Source organism: Blautia sp. OF03-15BH, from assembly GCF_003463065.1.
In the GTDB taxonomy this organism is placed as follows: domain Bacteria; phylum Bacillota; class Clostridia; order Lachnospirales; family Lachnospiraceae; genus Limivivens.
The window spans coordinates 104,836-123,717 of record NZ_QSCM01000009.1 but is presented as its reverse complement, the minus strand read 5'-3'; the positions used below and the strand labels follow the sequence as shown (position 1 = coordinate 123,717).

At 48.3% G+C, this 18,882-nt stretch carries 15 protein-coding genes; 13 read left to right on the top strand and 2 right to left on the bottom strand.

Annotated features, from left to right (window positions below; translation table 11 throughout):
* Positions 1-63: 63 nt before the first annotated feature.
* Positions 64-651, top strand: coding sequence for an N-acetyltransferase (locus DXA57_RS11250; protein ID WP_147345685.1), 588 nt, complete (start codon positions 64-66; stop codon positions 649-651).
* A gap of 346 nt (positions 652-997) precedes the next feature.
* Positions 998-2,437, top strand: coding sequence for a proline--tRNA ligase (gene proS, locus DXA57_RS11245; protein ID WP_117767466.1), 1,440 nt, complete (start codon positions 998-1,000; stop codon positions 2,435-2,437).
* Between the two features lie 50 nt (positions 2,438-2,487).
* On the opposite strand, the gene DXA57_RS11240 is transcribed toward proS, so the two are convergent.
* Complete coding sequence (locus DXA57_RS11240) at positions 2,488-3,702, bottom strand: 6-phosphofructokinase (RefSeq protein ID WP_117767465.1); 1,215 nt, start codon at positions 3,700-3,702, stop codon at positions 2,488-2,490.
* Positions 3,703-3,958: 256 nt separating this feature from the next.
* Between DXA57_RS11240 and DXA57_RS11235 the strand changes: the two genes are divergently transcribed.
* The 11 genes from DXA57_RS11235 to DXA57_RS11185 all read left to right on the top strand — a co-directional run bounded on the left by DXA57_RS11235 (position 3,959) and on the right by DXA57_RS11185 (position 18,206).
* Complete coding sequence (locus DXA57_RS11235; RefSeq protein ID WP_117767464.1) at positions 3,959-5,089, top strand: ABC transporter substrate-binding protein; 1,131 nt, start codon at positions 3,959-3,961, stop codon at positions 5,087-5,089.
* Positions 5,090-5,182: 93 nt separating this feature from the next.
* On the top strand, positions 5,183-6,070 hold the full coding sequence (locus DXA57_RS11230; protein ID WP_117767463.1) for a branched-chain amino acid ABC transporter permease: 888 nt from the start codon (positions 5,183-5,185) through the stop codon (positions 6,068-6,070).
* A 9-nt stretch (positions 6,071-6,079) separates the two neighbouring features.
* Positions 6,080-7,048, top strand: coding sequence for a branched-chain amino acid ABC transporter permease (locus tag DXA57_RS11225; RefSeq protein WP_117767474.1), 969 nt, complete (start codon positions 6,080-6,082; stop codon positions 7,046-7,048).
* A 3-nt stretch (positions 7,049-7,051) separates the two neighbouring features.
* Positions 7,052-7,813: an ABC transporter ATP-binding protein gene (locus DXA57_RS11220; protein WP_117767462.1), complete on the top strand. Its 762-nt coding sequence runs from the start codon at positions 7,052-7,054 to the stop codon at positions 7,811-7,813.
* Between the two features lie 15 nt (positions 7,814-7,828).
* Positions 7,829-8,539 carry an ABC transporter ATP-binding protein gene (locus DXA57_RS11215; protein ID WP_117767461.1) on the top strand — a complete coding sequence of 237 codons (711 nt, stop codon included), beginning with the start codon at positions 7,829-7,831 and terminating at the stop codon, positions 8,537-8,539.
* A 14-nt stretch (positions 8,540-8,553) separates the two neighbouring features.
* Positions 8,554-9,180 (top strand): cytidylate kinase-like family protein, encoded by a 627-nt coding sequence (locus tag DXA57_RS11210; protein WP_117767460.1) that lies wholly within the window; start codon positions 8,554-8,556, stop codon positions 9,178-9,180.
* A 168-nt stretch (positions 9,181-9,348) separates the two neighbouring features.
* Complete coding sequence (locus tag DXA57_RS11205) at positions 9,349-12,558, top strand: 3'-5' exonuclease (protein ID WP_117767459.1); 3,210 nt, start codon at positions 9,349-9,351, stop codon at positions 12,556-12,558.
* A gap of 53 nt (positions 12,559-12,611) precedes the next feature.
* Positions 12,612-14,378, top strand: coding sequence for a S8 family peptidase (locus tag DXA57_RS11200; protein ID WP_117767458.1), 1,767 nt, complete (start codon positions 12,612-12,614; stop codon positions 14,376-14,378).
* Between the two features lie 295 nt (positions 14,379-14,673).
* Complete coding sequence (gene rsxC / locus DXA57_RS11195) at positions 14,674-16,638, top strand: electron transport complex subunit RsxC (RefSeq protein WP_117767457.1); 1,965 nt, start codon at positions 14,674-14,676, stop codon at positions 16,636-16,638.
* Between the two features lies 1 nt (position 16,639).
* Entirely contained in the window at positions 16,640-17,260 is a 621-nt protein-coding gene (locus tag DXA57_RS11190) for a methylenetetrahydrofolate reductase C-terminal domain-containing protein (RefSeq protein ID WP_117767456.1), read from the top strand.
* A 67-nt stretch (positions 17,261-17,327) separates the two neighbouring features.
* Complete coding sequence (locus DXA57_RS11185) at positions 17,328-18,206, top strand: methylenetetrahydrofolate reductase (protein WP_117767455.1); 879 nt, start codon at positions 17,328-17,330, stop codon at positions 18,204-18,206.
* A gap of 78 nt (positions 18,207-18,284) precedes the next feature.
* On the opposite strand, the gene DXA57_RS11180 is transcribed toward DXA57_RS11185, so the two are convergent.
* Positions 18,285-18,881 carry a 50S ribosomal protein L25 gene (locus DXA57_RS11180; protein WP_117767454.1) on the bottom strand — a complete coding sequence of 199 codons (597 nt, stop codon included), beginning with the start codon at positions 18,879-18,881 and terminating at the stop codon, positions 18,285-18,287.
* Position 18,882: the final 1 nt, after the last annotated feature.

The following is an 18,882-nucleotide window of genomic DNA, read 5'->3' as shown; positions in this document are numbered from 1 at the left end:
CGTTGAAGTAGGAATGAAACATGGAAGTTTATAACTTTTTATAAGTTTTCAGTAACGGAAGATATGATACGTGAATTAGAGATGCAGGAAATCGAAAAGGTCTACAGAGAGGAAATGTCCGTGGATTTTCCGCCGGAGGAACTGAAATCGCTGGAGCTGATCCGGCGGCTGAAGGAAGAAGGGCGCTATCTGGCATTTGGAAATTTTGACGGAGAAGAGCTGACTGCCTATGCCTTTCTGATCCACGAAAAAGACGATCCGGTTTATCTTCTGGATTTCTTTGCCGTATGCAGAGGTGGAAGAGATAAGGGGACCGGAAGTAAATTTATCCAGGAACTTTTTCAGCTCCTGCATCCGGAATTCTGGATCCTGGAGGTGGAAGATGTCGAGTCTGCTTCCAATGAAGAGGAGCGGGAGATCCGGAGCAGAAGAATGGCCTTTTACCACAGAAACGGAGTAAAGGATACCAGCCTGTATACCTGTCAGTTTGGCGTAAATCTGAAGCTTCTTTATCTTTCCGGGAAAGAGGTCGAAGAAAATATCGAGCAGAGGCTTTATGAAAAACTGGATGCGCTCTATGGATTTACTTTTGAAGAGCGTTATGGTGACGGTTCTGTCACCCTGATGAAACCGGAAGGTCTCTGCAGATAAAATACCAGTGATCTGTCGCCGGACCTGATCTCAAGGGTTGACAAAAAGCGGCTTTTGACATAAAATGCTCATAGATTGGCATTGAAGGGAGATAGTACAGAGTGACTGCTGCTTCAGAGAGAAGACCCGCCGGCTGAGAGGTTTTCGCAGATAAGCACCTGGAACCGGGCCCGGAGCCCCGTGAAAGAACCACGGCGTAGAACCGGCGTTAACGGAAGAATGAGAGGACAGCCTCAGGCTGTTAAAAAGGGTGGTACCGCCGGAGTGATTTTCGGTCCCTTGCAGGATGCATGGAGGACGAAAATCCTCCGGCGTTTCTGATTAACAAAGAAAAGGAGAAAAGAACATGGCACAAGACAAGAAACTTGTAGAAGCGATCACATCCATGGAAGAAGATTTCGCCCAGTGGTATACGGATGTGGTAAGAAAAGCAGAACTGATCGATTATACCAGCGTAAAAGGCTGCATGGTCATCAAACCGGCCGGCTTTGCAATCTGGGAAAATATCCGCAATGAGCTGGATCGTCGTTTCAAAGAGAATGGAGTGGAGAATGTATATCTTCCGATGTTCATTCCGGAAAGTCTGCTTCAGAAAGAGAAAGATCATGTGGAAGGTTTTGCCCCCGAGGTAGCCTGGGTCACACAGGGTGGTCTGGAACCGCTGCAGGAGCGTCTCTGCGTGCGTCCGACTTCCGAGACACTGTTCTGTGATTTTTATAAAAATGATATCCATTCTTATCGTGACCTTCCGAAGGTTTACAATCAGTGGTGTTCCGTTGTCCGTTGGGAGAAAACGACCCGCCCGTTCCTCCGTTCCAGAGAGTTTTTGTGGCAGGAAGGTCATACAGCTCATGCGACTGCAGAAGAAGCAGAAGAAAGAACTGAGCAGATGCTGAACCTTTATGCGGATTTCTGTGAAGACTATCTGGCAATGCCTGTTATCCGCGGACAGAAGACAGAAAAAGAGAAATTCTCCGGTGCAGAGGCAACTTATACCATCGAAGCCCTGATGCATGATGGAAAAGCACTTCAGTCCGGTACCAGCCACAACTTTGGCGACAATTTCTCCAAACCTTTCGAGATTCAGTTTACCGATAAAGACAACAAGCTGAAATATGTATATCAGACCTCCTGGGGAATGACGACCCGTCTGATCGGTGCGATCATCATGGTGCACGGCGATAACAGTGGTCTGGTGCTTCCGCCGAAGGTGGCTCCGGTACAGGTTATGGTAATTCCCATCCAGCAGAAAAAAGAGGGAGTTCTGGATAAAGCCGCTGAGGTACGGGATGCGCTCAAAGCAGCAGGCATCCGTGCAAAAATGGACGATTCCGAGAAGAGCCCGGGCTGGAAGTTCTCCGAGCAGGAGATGAGAGGGATTCCGCTTCGTGTAGAACTCGGACCCAAGGATATTGCGGCAGGCCAGGCGGTAGTAGTAAGAAGAGATACCAGAGAAAAGATCACCATCGCCATTGACGAGCTGGCTGCAAAGCTTCCGGAGCTTCTGGATACGATCCAGCATGACCTTTTTGAGAAGGCAAAGAAACATCGTGACACCCATACGTATGAGGCACACAACAAGGAAGAAATGAAAGACATTGCTGACAATAAGCCTGGCTTCATCAAAGCAATGTGGTGTGGCTGCCGTGAGTGTGAGGATGCCATGAAGGAAGAATTCGGCGTGACCAGCCGCTGCATGCCCTTCCACCAGGAAGAAATTTCTGATACCTGTGTATATTGCGGCAAACCGGCCAAGAAAATGGTATACTGGGGCAAAGCTTATTAATAGAAACAGAGGAATGAAAAAAACCACGGATGGCCGTGGTTTTTTTCATTCTATTTCCGATATGCATAATCCGGCAGACCGTTTTTCATGGGAATGGCGGGATTGCCCTGGATCAGAGGACGGGCATAGGTGAGGAATTCTTCGGAAACATCGGTACCGTCTCTGGTGATCCATTCCAGAGGAACTTTTTTCTCCTGGTTGCAGATCTTGTTTACATCTTCCAGGCCACAGACAAGCTCGTAAGGCTCGTCACTGGTCCGTACAAAGGAAACCATTTTTCCGGATTCCCCCTTAAGGGCAGCTTCCACAGCGGAACTTCCGGCGAGAGCCGCTTCTCTGGCATCGGTAAGAGACTGGGAGAAGATGGAGCAGCGCTGGCAGAGGTTCAGTTCTACGGAACGTACTTTGACACCCAGGCGTTCCCGGACCAGATTCTCCAGGTATTTTCCGCAGCCGGTGAGCATTTTGTGACCAAAGGTATCCGTTCCGGCAGCACCGGTATATTCACAGATGAATTTGCCGTCTTTGTCATGGATCCCTTCGGAAACACAGACGATCAGGCTGTTTTTTGTCTGGAAAGCATCCTCGATGCGGCGGATGAAGTCTTCCTGGTCAAAGGCGACCTCGGGAAGATAGATGAGAATGGGATTATCGCCCTCGTATTTTCTGGAAAGAGCAGATGCGGCAGTAAGCCAGCCGGCATGGCGCCCCATGATCTCGATAATGGTAACAGATTTTGCTTTATAGCCGGAAGCATCCAGACCGATCTCACAGACGGAAGCGGCAACATATTTGGCAGCACTTCCGAAACCGGGGGTGTGGTCAGTCAGGATCAGATCATTGTCAATGGTCTTGGGAACACCGATGAAACGAATGCTGCTTTTGTGAGCCTCGGCAGCACGGGAAAGCTTACTGACGGTATCCATGGAATCATTTCCGCCGATGTATAAGAAATATCCGATGGACAGCTCTTCAAATTTCTGAAAAAGTTCCGCATAGACCGGATCGGAAAGATCCTCCGGAAGTTTGTATCTGCAGGAACCGAGATAAGCGCCGGGAGTTGTGCGTAAGGCATTCAGGGTCTGGGGATCCAGTTCGGCGAGATCCGTATAGTTCCCTTTCAGGAATCCCTCGATTCCGTTGATCATGCCGTAAACATGGCCGATATTTTCTTTCTGTGCCAGGCCTTCCTGAATCACTCCGTAGAGACTGCTGTTGATAACGGCGGTGGGACCGCCGGATTGTCCGACAATCAGATTTTTCATGAAAAAACCCCTTTCTGTTCTTTTTACCTCTGATCCATTCTAGCATAAAAGCCACAAAAGAGATAGCCCTAAAAGCCAGAATGACAAAAAAGGAAAGCAGTTTTATAAAATCCGCGGCAGAAAGACAAAAATACGCTGGAAAGCTACAGAAAGTTGTTGACAAATAAAAAATCGGGGCGTATGATTAACACCAAGAATTTAGCACATTGCATTTCTACTATTATAAAAGAGAAACGCAAAAGAAGGAGGAATTTTTATGAAAAAATTTACTAAATTCGTCAGTGCAGTGGCAGCGGTATCTCTGGTAGCAGCTCCGATGGCAGTGTCCGCGGACGAGAAAACATTTCTGCTTGGTGGAAGCGGTCCTCTGACAGGAGCAGCAGCTTCTTATGGAACCTCTGTAAAACAGGGAGCGGAGATCGCCATTCAGGAGATCAACGATGCAGGTGGAGCACAGGTTGGCGAGGATACTTATAAACTTGAGCTTGCTTTTGAGGACGATGAGGCAACCGAAGATAAAGCTGTTCAGGCATACAATACACTGATGGATAAGGGAATCAATGGTTTTCTGGGATGTACAACCAGCGGCTCCTGTATCGCAGTAGCTCAGCTGAGCCAGCAGGACGGTATCCTTCAGATCACCCCGTCCGGTTCCGCAGAGGGCTGTATCGAGCCGGATAATGCATTCCGTATCTGCTTCTCTGATCCGGAGCAGGGTGTTGCAATGGCAGATTATGCAGTAGATACTCTTGGATATAAGAAAATCGCAGTGCTTTACAATGTAGCTGATGAGTACAGCACCGGTATTTACGATGCTTTTACCGCAGAGATTGAGGCAAAAGGCGCTGAGATTGTAGATGCAGAGTCCTTCAATACAGGAGACGTTGATTTTAACTCTCAGCTGACCAGCATCAAGGGAACCGATGCAGAAGCCATCTATGTTCCGGCTTATTATCAGGATATTACTTACATCACTAAACAGGCCAGTGAACTTGGCATGGAGCTTCCGTTCCTTGGTTCTGACGGATGGGATGGTGTGCTGAAGACCGTTACCGATCCGGCTACCGTAGAGGGATGCATCTTTACCAGCCCGTTCTGTGCATCTGTCGATGATGAGAAGGTTGTAAACTTTGTAAAAGCTTACCAGGATGCCTATGGTGAGACTCCGGATCAGTTCGCAGCAGATGCTTACGATGGAGTTTATGCTTTCAAGGCAGCTATGGAAGAAGCAGGCAGCATTGAGAGTGCTGATATGATCGACGCTATGACCAAGATCTCTGTATCCGGTCTGACCGGTGATCCCATCACCTTTGATGCAAGCGGTGCAGCTGTAAAAGATGTTAAGTTTGTAACCGTAAAAGATGGTCAGTATACATATGTTGAGTAAATAGAAGCGGTCAAGAGTAGATTCTGATACTTGCAGGGGAGACGGCATCGGCTGTCTCCCTTCCGTTTTTCAAAGAGAGAAAGGTGGAGAAAAATGAGTCTGATCAATGCAATTCTGGAACAGTTATTGAATGGATTGAGAACAGGAAGTATTTACGCACTGATCGCCCTTGGCTATACAATGGTTTACGGTATTGCCAAAATGATCAACTTCGCCCATGGTGATATTATTATGGTTGGCGCATATACGCTGTATGTCTGCGTATCTCTTCTGCATCTGCATCCGATCCTGGCTGTGGTCATTACCATACTGGTATGTGCACTGCTGGGAGTCGTCATCGAAAAAATAGCCTATAAACCCTTGAGACAGGCGCCGCCGCTGGCTGTTCTGATCACTGCCATTGGCGTCAGCTATCTTTTACAGAATCTGGCACTTCTGATTTTTAAAGCCACACCGATTCCTTTTGCTTCTATTATTAAAGTGCCCTCCATCAAGATCGGAGGCGTACATGTTTCAGGGCTTACGATCGTGACCCTGATCGTGACGACCATTTCCATGATCCTGCTGACGCTTTTTATCAACAAGACCAAGGCCGGCCGGGCCATGAGAGCGGTATCAGAAGATAAAGGCGCAGCAGAACTGATGGGCGTAAATGTCAATCAGACGATCTCCATCACCTTTGCTGTTGGTTCGGCTCTTGCGGCTGTGGCAGGAGTTCTTTTCATTGCCCAGTACGAGACCTTGCTTCCTACTCTGGGAGCTCTTCCCGGAATCAAAGCTTTCGTGGCAGCTGTTTTAGGTGGTATCGGAAGTATTCCGGGAGCCATGCTTGGCGGATTGATCCTGGGGATCATTGAAAGCCTTGCAAAAGCTTACATTTCCACACAGCTTTCGGATGCTATCGTATTCAGTGTACTGGTAATCGTGTTGCTGGTGAAGCCTTCCGGGCTTCTTGGCAAGATGAAGATCGAGAAAGTGTAGGTGACCAAAATGAAGATCGACAAAAAAATTATCGTCAACGCACTGATCGCCCTTGTGGTTTATGCAGCTGTTATGGGACTGGTAAAGGGCGGTGTTTTAAGCCGTCAGATGATGTCATTGATCACTCCGGTCTGCGTTTATGTCATGATGTCTGTTTCTTTAAGCCTGGTTGTTGGTTTCCTGGGTGAACTGAGTCTGGGACATGCGGCTTTCATGTCCATTGGCGCTTACACCGGCTGCCTTTTCCTGATTGCAACGAAGGATATCCTGCCGGTTCTGGTGAGCCTGCTTCTGGCTGTTTTTATTGGCGGAGTAGCCGCAGCCCTTTTGGGAGTCATCATTGGTATTCCGGTCCTTCGTCTGAAAGGTGACTATCTGGCGATCGTAACTCTGGGTTTTGGTGAGATCATCAAATCCGTTTTTAACAGCCTGAAGATTACCGGAGGAGCCAAAGGTCTTTCCAAAATCCCGCTGGTGGCCACTTATAAGAATTTTACCTTTGTGTTTATCCTGATGCTCCTTGTCATCCTTCTGGTGTCACATCTGGTAAATTCCCGTCACGGCCGTGCGGTCTGCGCCATCCGTGACAATTATATCGCAGCAGAGGCTGTCGGTATCCCGGTAAGCCGATACAAAATCTTGGCGTTTGTAATTGCTGCGTTTATGGCAGGGATGGCAGGTGTGATCTATGGTGCAAACTTAGGTATCCTGAAGCCTGCAAACTTTGATTATAATGCGTCCATTGAGATCCTGGTAATGGTTGTTTTAGGCGGAATGGGAAGTATCAAGGGCTCCATCATCGCAGCTGTGATCCTGACTCTGCTTCCGGAGCTCCTGCGTGGCGCTTCCGACTACCGTATGCTGATCTACGCCATCGCCCTGATCGCAATGATGCTTTTCAATAACTCTTCCTTTAAACGGAATCTGACGGAAAAACGGAATCTGCAGCAGGCAGAGAAGCTTTCGAAGGAGGTGTAAGACATGGGTGTTTTATTGGAAGTGAAAAACCTTGGTATCTCCTTTGGAGGGCTCCGGGCAGTAGACGGACTGAATATGACGATCAACGAAGGTGCTCTGGTAGGGCTCATCGGGCCAAACGGAGCCGGAAAAACAACGGCTTTTAATATGCTGACCGGTGTATACCGTCCTACAGACGGTACGATCATGCTGGATGGAAAAAGCCTGGTGGGAAAGAAACCGGCAGAGATCTGTCAGGAAGGTGTGGCACGTACCTTCCAGAATATCCGTCTGTTCACACAGATGAGTGTTCTGGATAATGTAAAAGCAGCCCTTCACAACAGCATCAAATATAATCTGGCAACCAGTTTTCTCCATCTTCCGGCTTATTTTGCAAAAGAAAAAGAGATGGATGAGGAAGCATTAAAAATTTTGAAAATCTTTGAACTGGATTCCTTTGCCGATACCAATGCATCGAACCTTCCTTATGGAAAACAGAGGAAACTGGAGATCGCCAGGGCTCTGGCAACAAACCCGAAGCTGCTTCTTCTGGACGAGCCGGCGGCCGGCATGAACCCTAATGAGACGAAGGAACTGATGGATACCATTGAACTGATCCGGAAAGAGTTCAAGGTAACGATCCTTCTGATCGAGCATGATATGAAGCTGGTATCCGGCATCTGCGAATATCTGTATGTGCTGAATTTCGGTACGGAGCTGGCACATGGAACGCCTTCCGAGGTGCTGAACGATCCAAGAGTGGTCAAGGCATATCTGGGTGAATAAGGAGGAACAGACAGTATGGCAATGTTGCAAGTTACAGATTTAAAAGTAAATTACGGCGTGATCCAGGCCATCAAGGGCGTTTCCTTCGAAGTCAATGAGGGAGAGGTTATTGCCCTGATCGGAGCCAACGGAGCCGGAAAAACAACGATCCTTCATACTGTGACCGGTCTCATCGCACCGAAGTCCGGAAAGATCGAATTTGAGGGAAAAGACATTACAAAAATGCCGGCACACAAGATCGTGACTCTGGGGATGGCTCATGTGCCGGAAGGCAGAAGAGTTTTTGCTGACCTGAGTGTTTACGAAAATCTTCTGATGGGAGCTTTTACCAGAAAAGACAAGGATGAGATCAGCCAGACCTTAGAGATGGTCTACAAACGCTTCCCACGTCTGAAGGAGAGAAAAAATCAGGTGGCAGGAACCTTAAGCGGCGGTGAACAGCAGATGCTCGCTATGGGCCGGGCGCTCATGTCCCATCCGAAGATCATTCTGATGGATGAGCCGTCCATGGGACTTTCTCCATTGTTTGTAAACGAAATCTTTGATATAATAAAAGAGGTAAGTGCCAGTGGCACAACGGTACTTCTGGTGGAACAGAATGCGAAAAAGGCTCTGTCGATCGCAGACCGGGCATACGTTCTGGAAACAGGAAAGATCGTGCTGGATGCAGCAGCAGATGTACTGATGAACGACCCGTCCATCAAGAAGGCATACCTGGGTGAATAAAGGGGGATTTCATTATGGAGAATGTGATCGTAACCATTGCAAGACAGTATGGAAGCGGTGGAAAGACTATCGGTGAGATGTACGCGAAGGATCAGGGGATCAACTGTTACAGCAGAGAGATCCTTAGGATGGCTTCCGACGACAGCGGGATCAATGAGATGCTGTTCAATCAGGCGGATGAGCGCCTGAAAGGGACCACACTTTTCGGCTGGGCCAAGAAGGTCTACAAGGGTGATCTGATCCCGCCGGAGAGTGATGATTTTGTATCTGACAAGAATCTCTTCAACTATCAGGCGAAGGTAATCAAGCAGCTGGCAGAGCAGGAATCCTGTGTTCTTGTGGGACGCTGTGCTGATTTTGTATTGAAGGATTATCCGAATGTGGTCAGTGTCTTCGTCCATGCACCTATGGATTACTGCATTGCCCGCAGTCTGGAACGTTCATCGATCACCTCTGAAAAAGAAATGGAAAAATTCATTCTGAAGACCGATAAATTCCGTGGTGATTATTATCATTATTACACAGGAAGGACCTGGAATGATGCAAGAAACTATGACCTCTGCCTGGACAGCAGCAAGCTGGGCTTTGAAAAATGTGTGGAGGCCATCAAAGATTATGTAAAAATCCGTTTTGACAGATAAAAACAGGGACACCGCAGTAGAAAACATACTGCGGTGTCTTTTTGTAACTATTCAGAGCCAAGCGGAATCGAGATGGGGCTGAATAGTTACGTTTCTATATATACATTCTCAGCAAGGGATGGTAAGATATTCCTTATCGGGATGAATCTATCGAAAAAGGAGAAGAAAATGAAAGAAAAAAAGACCTTTCGTTCCATCCCGGGATTAAGCCGGGAGGAAGAAGAAAAACAGTTGGCTGACATTCTTACCATCGCACAGAGCAATCTGGAGCACACCAGGGAGCAGATCCGGTCTCTTTCTGAAGAAGTCTATGATCTTATGGAGACTTATGGACCAAAAGATAAAGAAGCACTTTCGCTGCTTCGGAATACCCAGGCTCAGCTGCAGGACAGCAGAAGAAATCTGGTGCGCTGTGAAAAGGCGAGAAAAAAGCCTTATTTCGGAAGGATCGACTTCCGCGACAAAAAGCTTCCTCAGGAAGAATCCTACTATGTGGGACGGGTAGGCATTTCTGACAAAGGTTCCGAGCCCATCGTCATTGACTGGCGTGCTCCGGTGGCCTCCATTTATTACGAGAACCGTACGGGACTCTGTCAGTATGAGGTGAAAAATCACGGAAGCTATGAGGTGGATCTGAAACGGAAACGGACGTATGAGATCGAAAATGACCGGCTGAAGGATTTCTTTGATTCAGACGTAGTGGCCAACGACGAACTCCTCACCAAGTACCTGGCAAAGAGCAAAAAAGCGGTGCTTGGCGAGATCATCGCCACGATCCAGCAGGAGCAGAACGCGATCATCCGGACCTCACCGAAGACAAACATCATCGTTCAGGGAGTGGCCGGTTCCGGAAAAACTACGGTGGCCATGCACCGGATTTCCTACATTCTCTACAACTACGAGGACAGATTTCGTCCGGAGGATTTCTATATCATCGGAAGTAACCGGATCCTGCTCAATTATATTACCAGTGTTCTGCCGGATCTGGATGTCTACGGTGTTTCTCAGATGACGATGGAGCAGCTGTTTGTCCGCTTTCTCTATGAGGACTGGGATCCGCGTTTTCATCGGATCAAGGCTCTGGATGCGAAAGAACGGGAAGCCTGGGTGAAGGGAAGCTACGACTGGTTCCATGAGCTTGAGGCTTTCTGCGAGGAGTACGAGGAGCGGACAATCCCGTCGGAGGAGATCCGGATCGAGAAAAACGGCGTGCTTCTCATGGATGAAAATGTGATCCGCACTTACCGGAAAGACAATCCCACGGTTTCCGTCCAGGGAAAAATCGACATGCTCAATGAGATGCTCCATGCAAGGCTGGAAAATGAGCTCACCGGAAAATTTGTCTCCTACACGGATGAGGAGAAAAAAGAGCTTCAGCGTCTGTACCGGTGGCATTTTGGGAAAAAAGAGTGGAAAGGATCCATTTTTGAGGTGTATCAGGAGTTTCTGGAGGTGCAGAAGAAGAAAGGGAAGAAGGTTCCCTTTACGGAAAATGAGTTTGACCTCTATGATCTTGCGGCTCTCGCTTATCTTTATAAGCGGATCAGGGAGAACGACGGCATCCGGGAGGCCAGCCATGTGATCATCGATGAGGCCCAGGATTTCGGTATGATGGCCTACGGTGTGCTGGCCTACTGTCTCAGAGGCTGCACCTACACGATCATGGGGGACGTTTCCCAGAATATCCATTTTGGCTATGGTCTCAACGACTGGAAGAATCTTCAGGAGCTGATCCTCACAGGCCCTTTTGACAGCTTCGGCCTGCTGAAAAAGAGCTACCGAAACACCGTGGAAATTTCAGATTTTGCGACGGAGATCCTCCGCCACGGAAATTTCCCCATTTACCCGGTAGAGCCGGTGATCCGTCACGGAAACGCAGTAGAAATCTGCGATTGTGTGGATGAAAAAACCATGCTGGAAAAGACCCTAGAGTTTATCAAAAAATGGCAGCAGGCGGGCCATGAGACCATCGCTGTGATCTGCCGGGACGAGGAGGAGACGAAGGAAGTCAGTGTTCGGCTGGGGGAAAAGATTCCTCTGGTAAACAGCGATCTTGCCACGGCCGAATTTGGAAGCGGCGTCATGGTGCTGCCCGTGGAGTACACGAAGGGCCTGGAGTTTGACGCGGTTCTTCTCTACCATCCTTCCGAGGAACATTACCCCAGCGAGGATGCCTATGTAAAGCTTCTCTATGTGGCGGCCACCCGTGCCCTTCATGAGCTGGCGGTGGTCCATACAGGAGATCTGACGGACCTCATCGGTACGAAGGTTTCCGAGGAAAAAAAGGTTCATTCGCTGGAAAATCAGGTCCACAAGGAGTCTCAGGCACTCCGGAAAAAGCCGGCCCCTGTGGAGAAAAAGGCAGCTGATCCGGTATCAGAGAAGGCTTCTGCGGCAGAAGCGCGGGGGCTTCTCGTGAAAGCGGCTCTAAAACCGGAGGAGAAGGTCGAGATCTCCGGCGGCATGAAGGTTTCGGAGACCGGGAAGGCCCGTTCGCTTTCCTCCTACAGCCGTCCGATGAAGCTGGGCTTTGTGGGAGAGCAGCCTGCGCCGCCCAAACGGGAACTTCCGAAGACCGAACAGCCGCTGAAACGGGAGGTGCCGGTGCGAAAAGCACTGGAGAGCAAGGTGCAGACTACAGCGCCCATTAATGCTTCGCCCTATCCCTTCGGCGGCATCCCAAACAGCAGTGTTTTACGGCCGAAAGGCCACAGCCGCATCGATACGACTGTCCGTATTTTGCGGAAAACGAAGAAATATCTGGAGATCATCAGCAATTATGGAATCCTTCATCTGATTCCGTTGGAGGACGGCCTGATCCGAGTACAGTTCCAGAAGGGTATCCGGGCGGAATTTGAGCCGGGCTACTGGGATTACCAGCCGGAAAGCCCTGTGAAGTGGTCCGCAAGAGAGGGCAAGAATCTGGCAGAGCTCACGACAGAGAAGCTCACGGTGCGGATCGACAAGAAGACGGGGGCTCTCACTTTTCTGGACAAGACTGGAAAATGCCTGCTGGCCGAGAAAGCGGCCCTTCCGAGACAAATGGAGTACCGCTCCATCGCAGAAGGCTGGCTTTACTTTGACTGGCCCAAGAAAGAGAAGCTCTACGCAAAAGGCGTCCTCGACAGCAAGCTGGAGCCCATGAATCAGAAAGCCCGCTACATCAGCTTCGGCCAGAAAGCCCTCCGCATGCCGCTGGTGGTATCGGAGTACGGCTATGGCATCGGCCTGGTCTCGGAGGGCACAGCCCTTTGCTGCACGATCCCCATGTATGGTTCCTACCTCTATATGGAAGGGAAGCAGCTGGATTACTACTTTATTTATGGGGGGAATTATGAAGGCGTGCTGGAGATGTATAAGAAACTGAGTCAGTGTTAGAGAGTTGTGGATCGTGCATATATTAAAAAGAATACCATATATGGCGATAGTGTATGAATGATCAAAAACTTGAAAATCTCCTGAATCTGGCTCTGGATGCCACGCCGGAGGAAATCGAGCGCTCGGAACGTCTCGCAGAAGGTTATGACCGGGCGGCAAACACCTGGGATCTCATCATCAAATATCATGGAGACCTTACAGGACTGGAGAGAGAAGGCGCTGCTTTCACACCACTGGTAAATGAGTATGCGATTGTGACGATCGATCAGGAACTGATTCCCTGGCTGGCATCCCGGGTGCAGGTCGAATATATTGAAAAACCAAAGAGGCTGTCTTTCGCTGTTGATCAGGGAAGGGCAGCCTCCTGCATTAACGGGCTTTCAAGAGCTCCGCTGGGACTGACAGGGAAAGGTGTGCTTCTGGCGATCATCGATAGCGGTATAGACTATACCCATCCGGATTTCCGAAACGCTGATGGAACTACCCGGCTTCTGGCTTTGTGGGATCAGACGATAGAAGGAACGCCGCCGGCAGACTATCGGATCGGAACGGAATTTACCAGGGAGGAGCTGAATCAGTCTCTCCGGGAAAATCGTGTTTTGAGCCGGGATCTTTCCGGTCACGGAACGGCAGTTGCGGGGATCGCGGCAGGAAATGGGAGAACTTCTAATGGAAGATACCGGGGCGTGGCGCCGGAAAGTGAGCTTCTGGTGGTGAAGCTTGGAATCCCACGGCCGGATTCTTTTCCACGGACGACGGAACTCATCCAGGGGGTGGACTATGCGGTGCGGAAAGCCCTGGAACTTTCCATGCCTCTGGTGATCAATCTGAGCTTTGGGAACACCTATGGCTCTCATGACGGGACCTCTCTTCTTGAAACCTTCCTGGATGACATCTCCGGTTATGGCAGGAGCTGTATTGTAGTGGGAACAGGAAATGAAGGGGAGGCAGGCGGTCATACAGGCGGATGGCTGACAGAAGGAGAAGAGAAAACACTGGAACTGGCGATCGGAGAGTATGAAACGGGGACAAATATTCAGCTTTGGAAGTCCTATGTGGATAACTTCTCCGTTTCTTTGATTTCTCCGGAGGGTATGACCATCGGCCCCTTCCGGGAAAATATGGGAAGTCAGCGTTACCGGGTGGAAGGGACAGAAGTTCTGGTCTACTATGGAGAACCAAGTCCCTACAGCATGGCTCAGGAAATCTATATGGATCTTCTTTCCATGGAAAAATACATCGACAGCGGTATCTGGAAAATCCTTCTGACACCGGGAAAAATCGTAGAAGGCCGTTATGACCTATGGCTTCCGTCAAAAGAAGAGCGAAATCAGGAGACCTATTTTTACCGGCCGGATCCGGAGACGACGCTGACCATTCCATCTACAGCAGGAAAAGTCATCTCAGTCGGGGCGTATGATTCCAGGCTGATGACTTATGCAGCATTTTCCGGAAGGGGATATACCAGAGATGGCAGAACTGTGAAGCCGGATCTGTCTGCTCCCGGTGTCAATATCATGGCGACAGCTCCGGGAGGAGGTTACACACCAAGAACAGGCACCTCCTTTGCAGCACCCTTTGTCTCCGGCTCCGCAGCTCTTCTCATGCAGTGGGGAATTGTTGACGCTCATGATCCTTACCTCTACGGCGCCAAAATGAAGGCCTGGCTTCTCAAAGGCGCCCGTCCGTTGCCTGTGGTCAAAAACTACCCGGATCCGCGGCTGGGGTATGGAACGCTTTGCAGCGGAATCAAGCCTCCGTCTGATATCGCCCCGACGGATTGCAAAGATGCACAGAAGAATGGATCATGTGTCGTATGACGTGCATCTTACAGCAAGAATGTCGAGGCATCCTTGAATAGTCTGAAAAAGCACTGAAACCGTTAGAGTGGTTTACAGTGTTTTTTCTTGCTTAAAAATCAGCGAAGCAATATTTTACAAAAAGATACAAGAACATCTGGATAAAAAGAGCAGTTTGTGTTACATTTATATGGAAAGCAATTTTAGAACCGGATTATCGGATTTTTATTGTTTTTTTTACTGTATGGGAGAAAAATGGAAAATAAAAGCTGATAAATATACAGGTTCAAATAATTTCATTAAGGAAGGTGAGCAATTGGAGAACTATACTAAGTATCAGCTGAAAAGCAATGAAGAGCTCTCATCATTGCTTGAGGGTAAGGACAATTTATATGTCATTGCCTGTAACAAGTGCTTCAAGGAATTTGATGCCATTGACGAGCCGGACTGCGATGAGTTTCTGAAATTTGCCGCAGAGCAGGGCAAGACAGTTACCGGCAGCACAAAGGTAGACTTTTTGTGCAATAAGATGCACACGGAAAGAAAATTACAGGATCTGCTTCCGGAGGGGACAGAGAATGTGATCGTGATCTCCTGTGGCCTTGGTATTCAGACAGTTGCAGATCTGGCAGAGAAACCAGTTTATGCAGCAAGTAATTCTCTTAATTACAGAGGTCATCATGGCATGGCTCTTACAAAGAAGAGCTGTGATGCCTGTGCTCAGTGTTACCTGAACATTACCGGTGGTGTCTGTCCTATCGTTGATTGCTCTAAGAGCCTCGTTAACGGACAGTGTGGAGGAGCCAAGAACGGTAAATGTGAGGTGGATCCGAATAAGGATTGTGCATGGGAAAAGATTTACCAGAGACTTGCAAAACAGGGACGGCTGGAGGAATTCCTCAATCAGCCTGTACAGGTACGCGATTTCTCCAAGGTTAATTTCAAGGTGATCAACGATTATGTAAAATCGATCAGAGAAGACAGACTGAATGGATACTATGGCGGTGTTCATCCGTCAGAACGTAAAGAATTCAGTGAACATATCGCTTTAAAGAAATTCCCGGATCCGAAGACCGTTGTGATCTCCATGTCACAGCATCTTGGCGCACCGGCAAATCCGATCGTTCAGGTGGGTGATCTGGTGAAGGTTGGCCAGAAGATCGGTGAGGCTTCCGGCTTTATCAGTGCTCCGGTACATTCCAGCGTGAGCGGAACCGTAGTTGCTGTGGAACCGCGTATGCATGGTACAAGCGGTCGTGAGGTCATGGCTGTTGTCATTGAATCCGACGGAAAAAATACACTGCACGAATCCGTACAGCCGCATAAACCGTTAGAGGAACTGACACCGGATGAAATCATCAATATCGTAAAAGAAGCAGGAATCGTTGGTATGGGTGGAGCAGGTTTCCCGACCTGCGTCAAACTGAAACCGGCGAAACCGGTCGATACCATCCTTCTCAACGGATGTGAATGTGAGCCGCTCTTAACAGCAGACCACAGAGTCCTTCTTGAGTATGCGGATGATATTGTGTTCGGTCTGAAAGCAATCCTTAAGACAACCGGTGCCGAGAAGGGTATCATTGTGATTGAAGATAACAAACCGGATGCGATCGAAGTCATGCAGGAAAAAGTTTCCACTATTGGAAACATGGAAGTTTTTGTTGCAAGGACCAAATATCCGCAGGGCGCTGAGAAAACACTCATCAAGCGTGTTATGGGAAGAAAAGTCCCGAGCGGCGGTCTCCCGGCAGATGTCGGTGTTATCGTAGATAATATCAGTACGGTAAAAGCAATTTCCGATGCGATCCAGACAGGTATGCCTCTGGTTGAGCGTGTTGCAACTGTAACCGGTGAGAAGATCAAGAATCCTGGCAACTTTATCATCAAGATCGGTACAAGTGTAAGAGAACTGATCGATTACTGTGGCGGCTTCACAGATGACGATGTTCTGGTTAAAATGGGCGGACCGATGATGGGATTCCCGCTGCATACACTGGATGTACCCATGATGAAGGGATCCAATGGTATCATTGCCATTGATACAGATGAGACCAAAGAGCAGCCGTGTATCAAGTGCGGACGCTGCGTGGATGTATGTCCGATGGAACTTTCTCCTTTGTACTTTGTAAAATATGCGAAGGAAGAGAACTGGCAGGCTATGAAAGACAAAAATGTCATGGATTGTGTTGAGTGTAGATGCTGTCAGTATATCTGTTCTTCCAAGATTCCGATCATCGACAGCATCAAAGCCGGAAAAAATGCAATAAGGGGGATGAAGTAATATGTTGATTACCCAGTTAAAAGCAAAAGAAACGATTACATCACTGACAGCCGGAAAGAAAGTATTTGTGATCAACTGCCACGGATGTAAAGAAGTTCATTTTCCGGAAAAAGAAGCTGTGGAACTTCAGAAGGAGCTTGTTGCGGAAGGAAACGTGACAGGGATCGTAACAACAGATTACATCTGTAATCCGGAAAATATGGAGTTACGCCTGAAAAAACACATGGACAAGATCCGGGAAGCAGATCTGGTCCTGGTATTCTCCTGCGGTGTTGGTGTACAGACCGTTGCTGAATATCTGGAGGATAAGACCGTCTGTGCAGCCTGTGATACCTATCCGGTACCAGGTTTCCAGGGTGTGACACCGTTAGAGTATAAATGTGATCAGTGCGGTGAGTGTTATCTGAACCTGACCGGTGGAATCTGTCCGATCACAGCATGTTCCAAGAGCCTTGTGAATGGCCAGTGTGGTGGTTCCAAAAACGGAAAATGCGAAGTGGACAGTGAGATGGAATGCGGATGGGAGCGTATCTACAGACGTCTGGAGGAGATCGGACGCCTGGATCTGCTGAAATGTCCGACACAGATCCATAATTTTGCAACTGATGATGACGTGAAATAGGTTGATTGTAACGGTGAAAGTACTAAACAGTTACATATAATATATTTAATGATTGGAGCAATGTACAATGAAAATGAAAGAATTATTCGACCGTGGTGAATTTGCTGTTTCTGCTGAAGTAGGACCTCCAAAAGGGATCCATGTAGATGAGCTGGTAGAAGAAGCAAAAACTTATCTCAAGGGTGTTCATGCAGTAAATGTAACAGACAACCAGTCTTCCGTTATGCGTCTCGGTTCTCTTGCAATGTGTAAGGTTCTCAAAGATGCAGGTATGGATCCGATTTTCCAGCTGGCATGCCGTGACAGAAACCGTATTGCGCTGGAGTCCGATCTTCTCAGTGCGGCAATGTTTGGTATTGAGAACATCCTCTGCCTTACAGGCGACCATACCAAGATGGGTGACCATCCGCAGGCAAAACCGGTCTTTGACCTGGATTCTGTTTCCCTTCTCCATACAGTAAAGCTTCTGGAATCCGGAGTGGATCTTGGTGGGAATCCGCTTGTTGGTGAGCCTCCGAAATTCTCCAAGGGTGCTGTGGTATCTCCGTGCAGCGATTCCGTTGACGCACAGCTTGCAAAAATGGAAAGAAAAGTAGCAGCAGGTGCAGATTACTTCCAGACTCAGGCTGTGTTTGAGCCGGAGAAATTCATTAAGTTCATGGAAAAAGCAAAACAGTTCGGAAAACCGGTACAGGTTGGTATCATCATTCCGAAATCTGCAGGAATGGCAAAATTCATGAATAATAACGTTGCCGGTATTCATGTTCCGGATGAAATGATCGAGGAACTGAAAGCAGACAAAGAAAAGACAAAAGCAGGTATTACAGGAGTTGAAATCGCTGCTCGTATCATCAAAGAGTGTAAGCCGTACTGTCAGGGTGTACATATCATGGCACTTGGCTGGGAATCCAAGATTCCGGATCTCTTAAAACTGGCTGAGATTTAATGAAATAAAAAAATCCTCTGCTCATTGCGGATGCAATGAAAGCAGAGGATTTTTTGTGACCAGAAATATTCCGTTTCTTCAGGCTTTTGCGGCAGTATCATCTGCAGCATCGTCCTCTTCCTCCTCGCCGTTGCTGGCATATTCGGCAACGTGAAAGATCAGAGTATCTTCCGGTGTGGTGAAATGAACCTTTTTGCCCTCCGGGATAACCAGGTCTTTTACATGAAACTCGCGGACATCCGGAGAAAGGGTCTTGAAGTCGATGACAATGGTATCCAACATGTTCGCAGGATCTGCTTTATAGTGGACTTCCGTCAGTGTCTGCTCTACGATACCCTGGGCGGCATCCTCATTTTCCAGAACGACCTGAACAGAAGTAGCCACTGTTTCTCCGGCAACCAGAGCCTGAAAATCAAGAGCCATGACCTGTTTCTTCATGGGATCATAGTCGATGTTTTTTACAAGGGCATCGATCTGTTTTCCATCGAGATCAAGCATTACCTGACTACCTTCTTTGTTGGCTTTGATAAAGCCGAGAGCTACTGACTCCGGGAGCTGAACAGGAACAGACTCTTTCAGTTCTTTTCCATAAAGGACACCGCAGACAAAACCGTCACGTCTCAGTTTCTTTGCCTTTACTTCCGGGTTTCTTTTTTCAAGTTTCAGTGTAATCATG

Excerpts from the sequence above, each read along its gene's own strand:
- DXA57_RS11250 (WP_147345685.1), top strand. The coding sequence starts at position 64 with ATGATACGTGAATTAGAGATGCAGGAAATCGAAAAGGTCTACAGAGAG.
- DXA57_RS11190 (WP_117767456.1), top strand. The coding sequence starts at position 16,640 with ATGTTGATTACCCAGTTAAAAGCAAAAGAAACGATTACATCACTGACA.
- DXA57_RS11230 (WP_117767463.1), top strand. The coding sequence starts at position 5,183 with ATGAGTCTGATCAATGCAATTCTGGAACAGTTATTGAATGGATTGAGA.
- DXA57_RS11220 (WP_117767462.1), top strand. The coding sequence starts at position 7,052 with ATGGGTGTTTTATTGGAAGTGAAAAACCTTGGTATCTCCTTTGGAGGG.
- DXA57_RS11225 (WP_117767474.1), top strand. The coding sequence starts at position 6,080 with ATGAAGATCGACAAAAAAATTATCGTCAACGCACTGATCGCCCTTGTG.
- DXA57_RS11210 (WP_117767460.1), top strand. The coding sequence starts at position 8,554 with ATGGAGAATGTGATCGTAACCATTGCAAGACAGTATGGAAGCGGTGGA.
- DXA57_RS11240 (WP_117767465.1), bottom strand. The coding sequence starts at position 3,702 with ATGAAAAATCTGATTGTCGGACAATCCGGCGGTCCCACCGCCGTTATC.
- proS (WP_117767466.1), top strand. The coding sequence starts at position 998 with ATGGCACAAGACAAGAAACTTGTAGAAGCGATCACATCCATGGAAGAA.
- DXA57_RS11205 (WP_117767459.1), top strand. The coding sequence starts at position 9,349 with ATGAAAGAAAAAAAGACCTTTCGTTCCATCCCGGGATTAAGCCGGGAG.
- DXA57_RS11200 (WP_117767458.1), top strand. The coding sequence starts at position 12,612 with ATGAATGATCAAAAACTTGAAAATCTCCTGAATCTGGCTCTGGATGCC.
- DXA57_RS11185 (WP_117767455.1), top strand. The coding sequence starts at position 17,328 with ATGAAAATGAAAGAATTATTCGACCGTGGTGAATTTGCTGTTTCTGCT.
- DXA57_RS11215 (WP_117767461.1), top strand. The coding sequence starts at position 7,829 with ATGGCAATGTTGCAAGTTACAGATTTAAAAGTAAATTACGGCGTGATC.
- DXA57_RS11180 (WP_117767454.1), bottom strand. The coding sequence starts at position 18,881 with ATGATTACACTGAAACTTGAAAAAAGAAACCCGGAAGTAAAGGCAAAG.
- DXA57_RS11235 (WP_117767464.1), top strand. The coding sequence starts at position 3,959 with ATGAAAAAATTTACTAAATTCGTCAGTGCAGTGGCAGCGGTATCTCTG.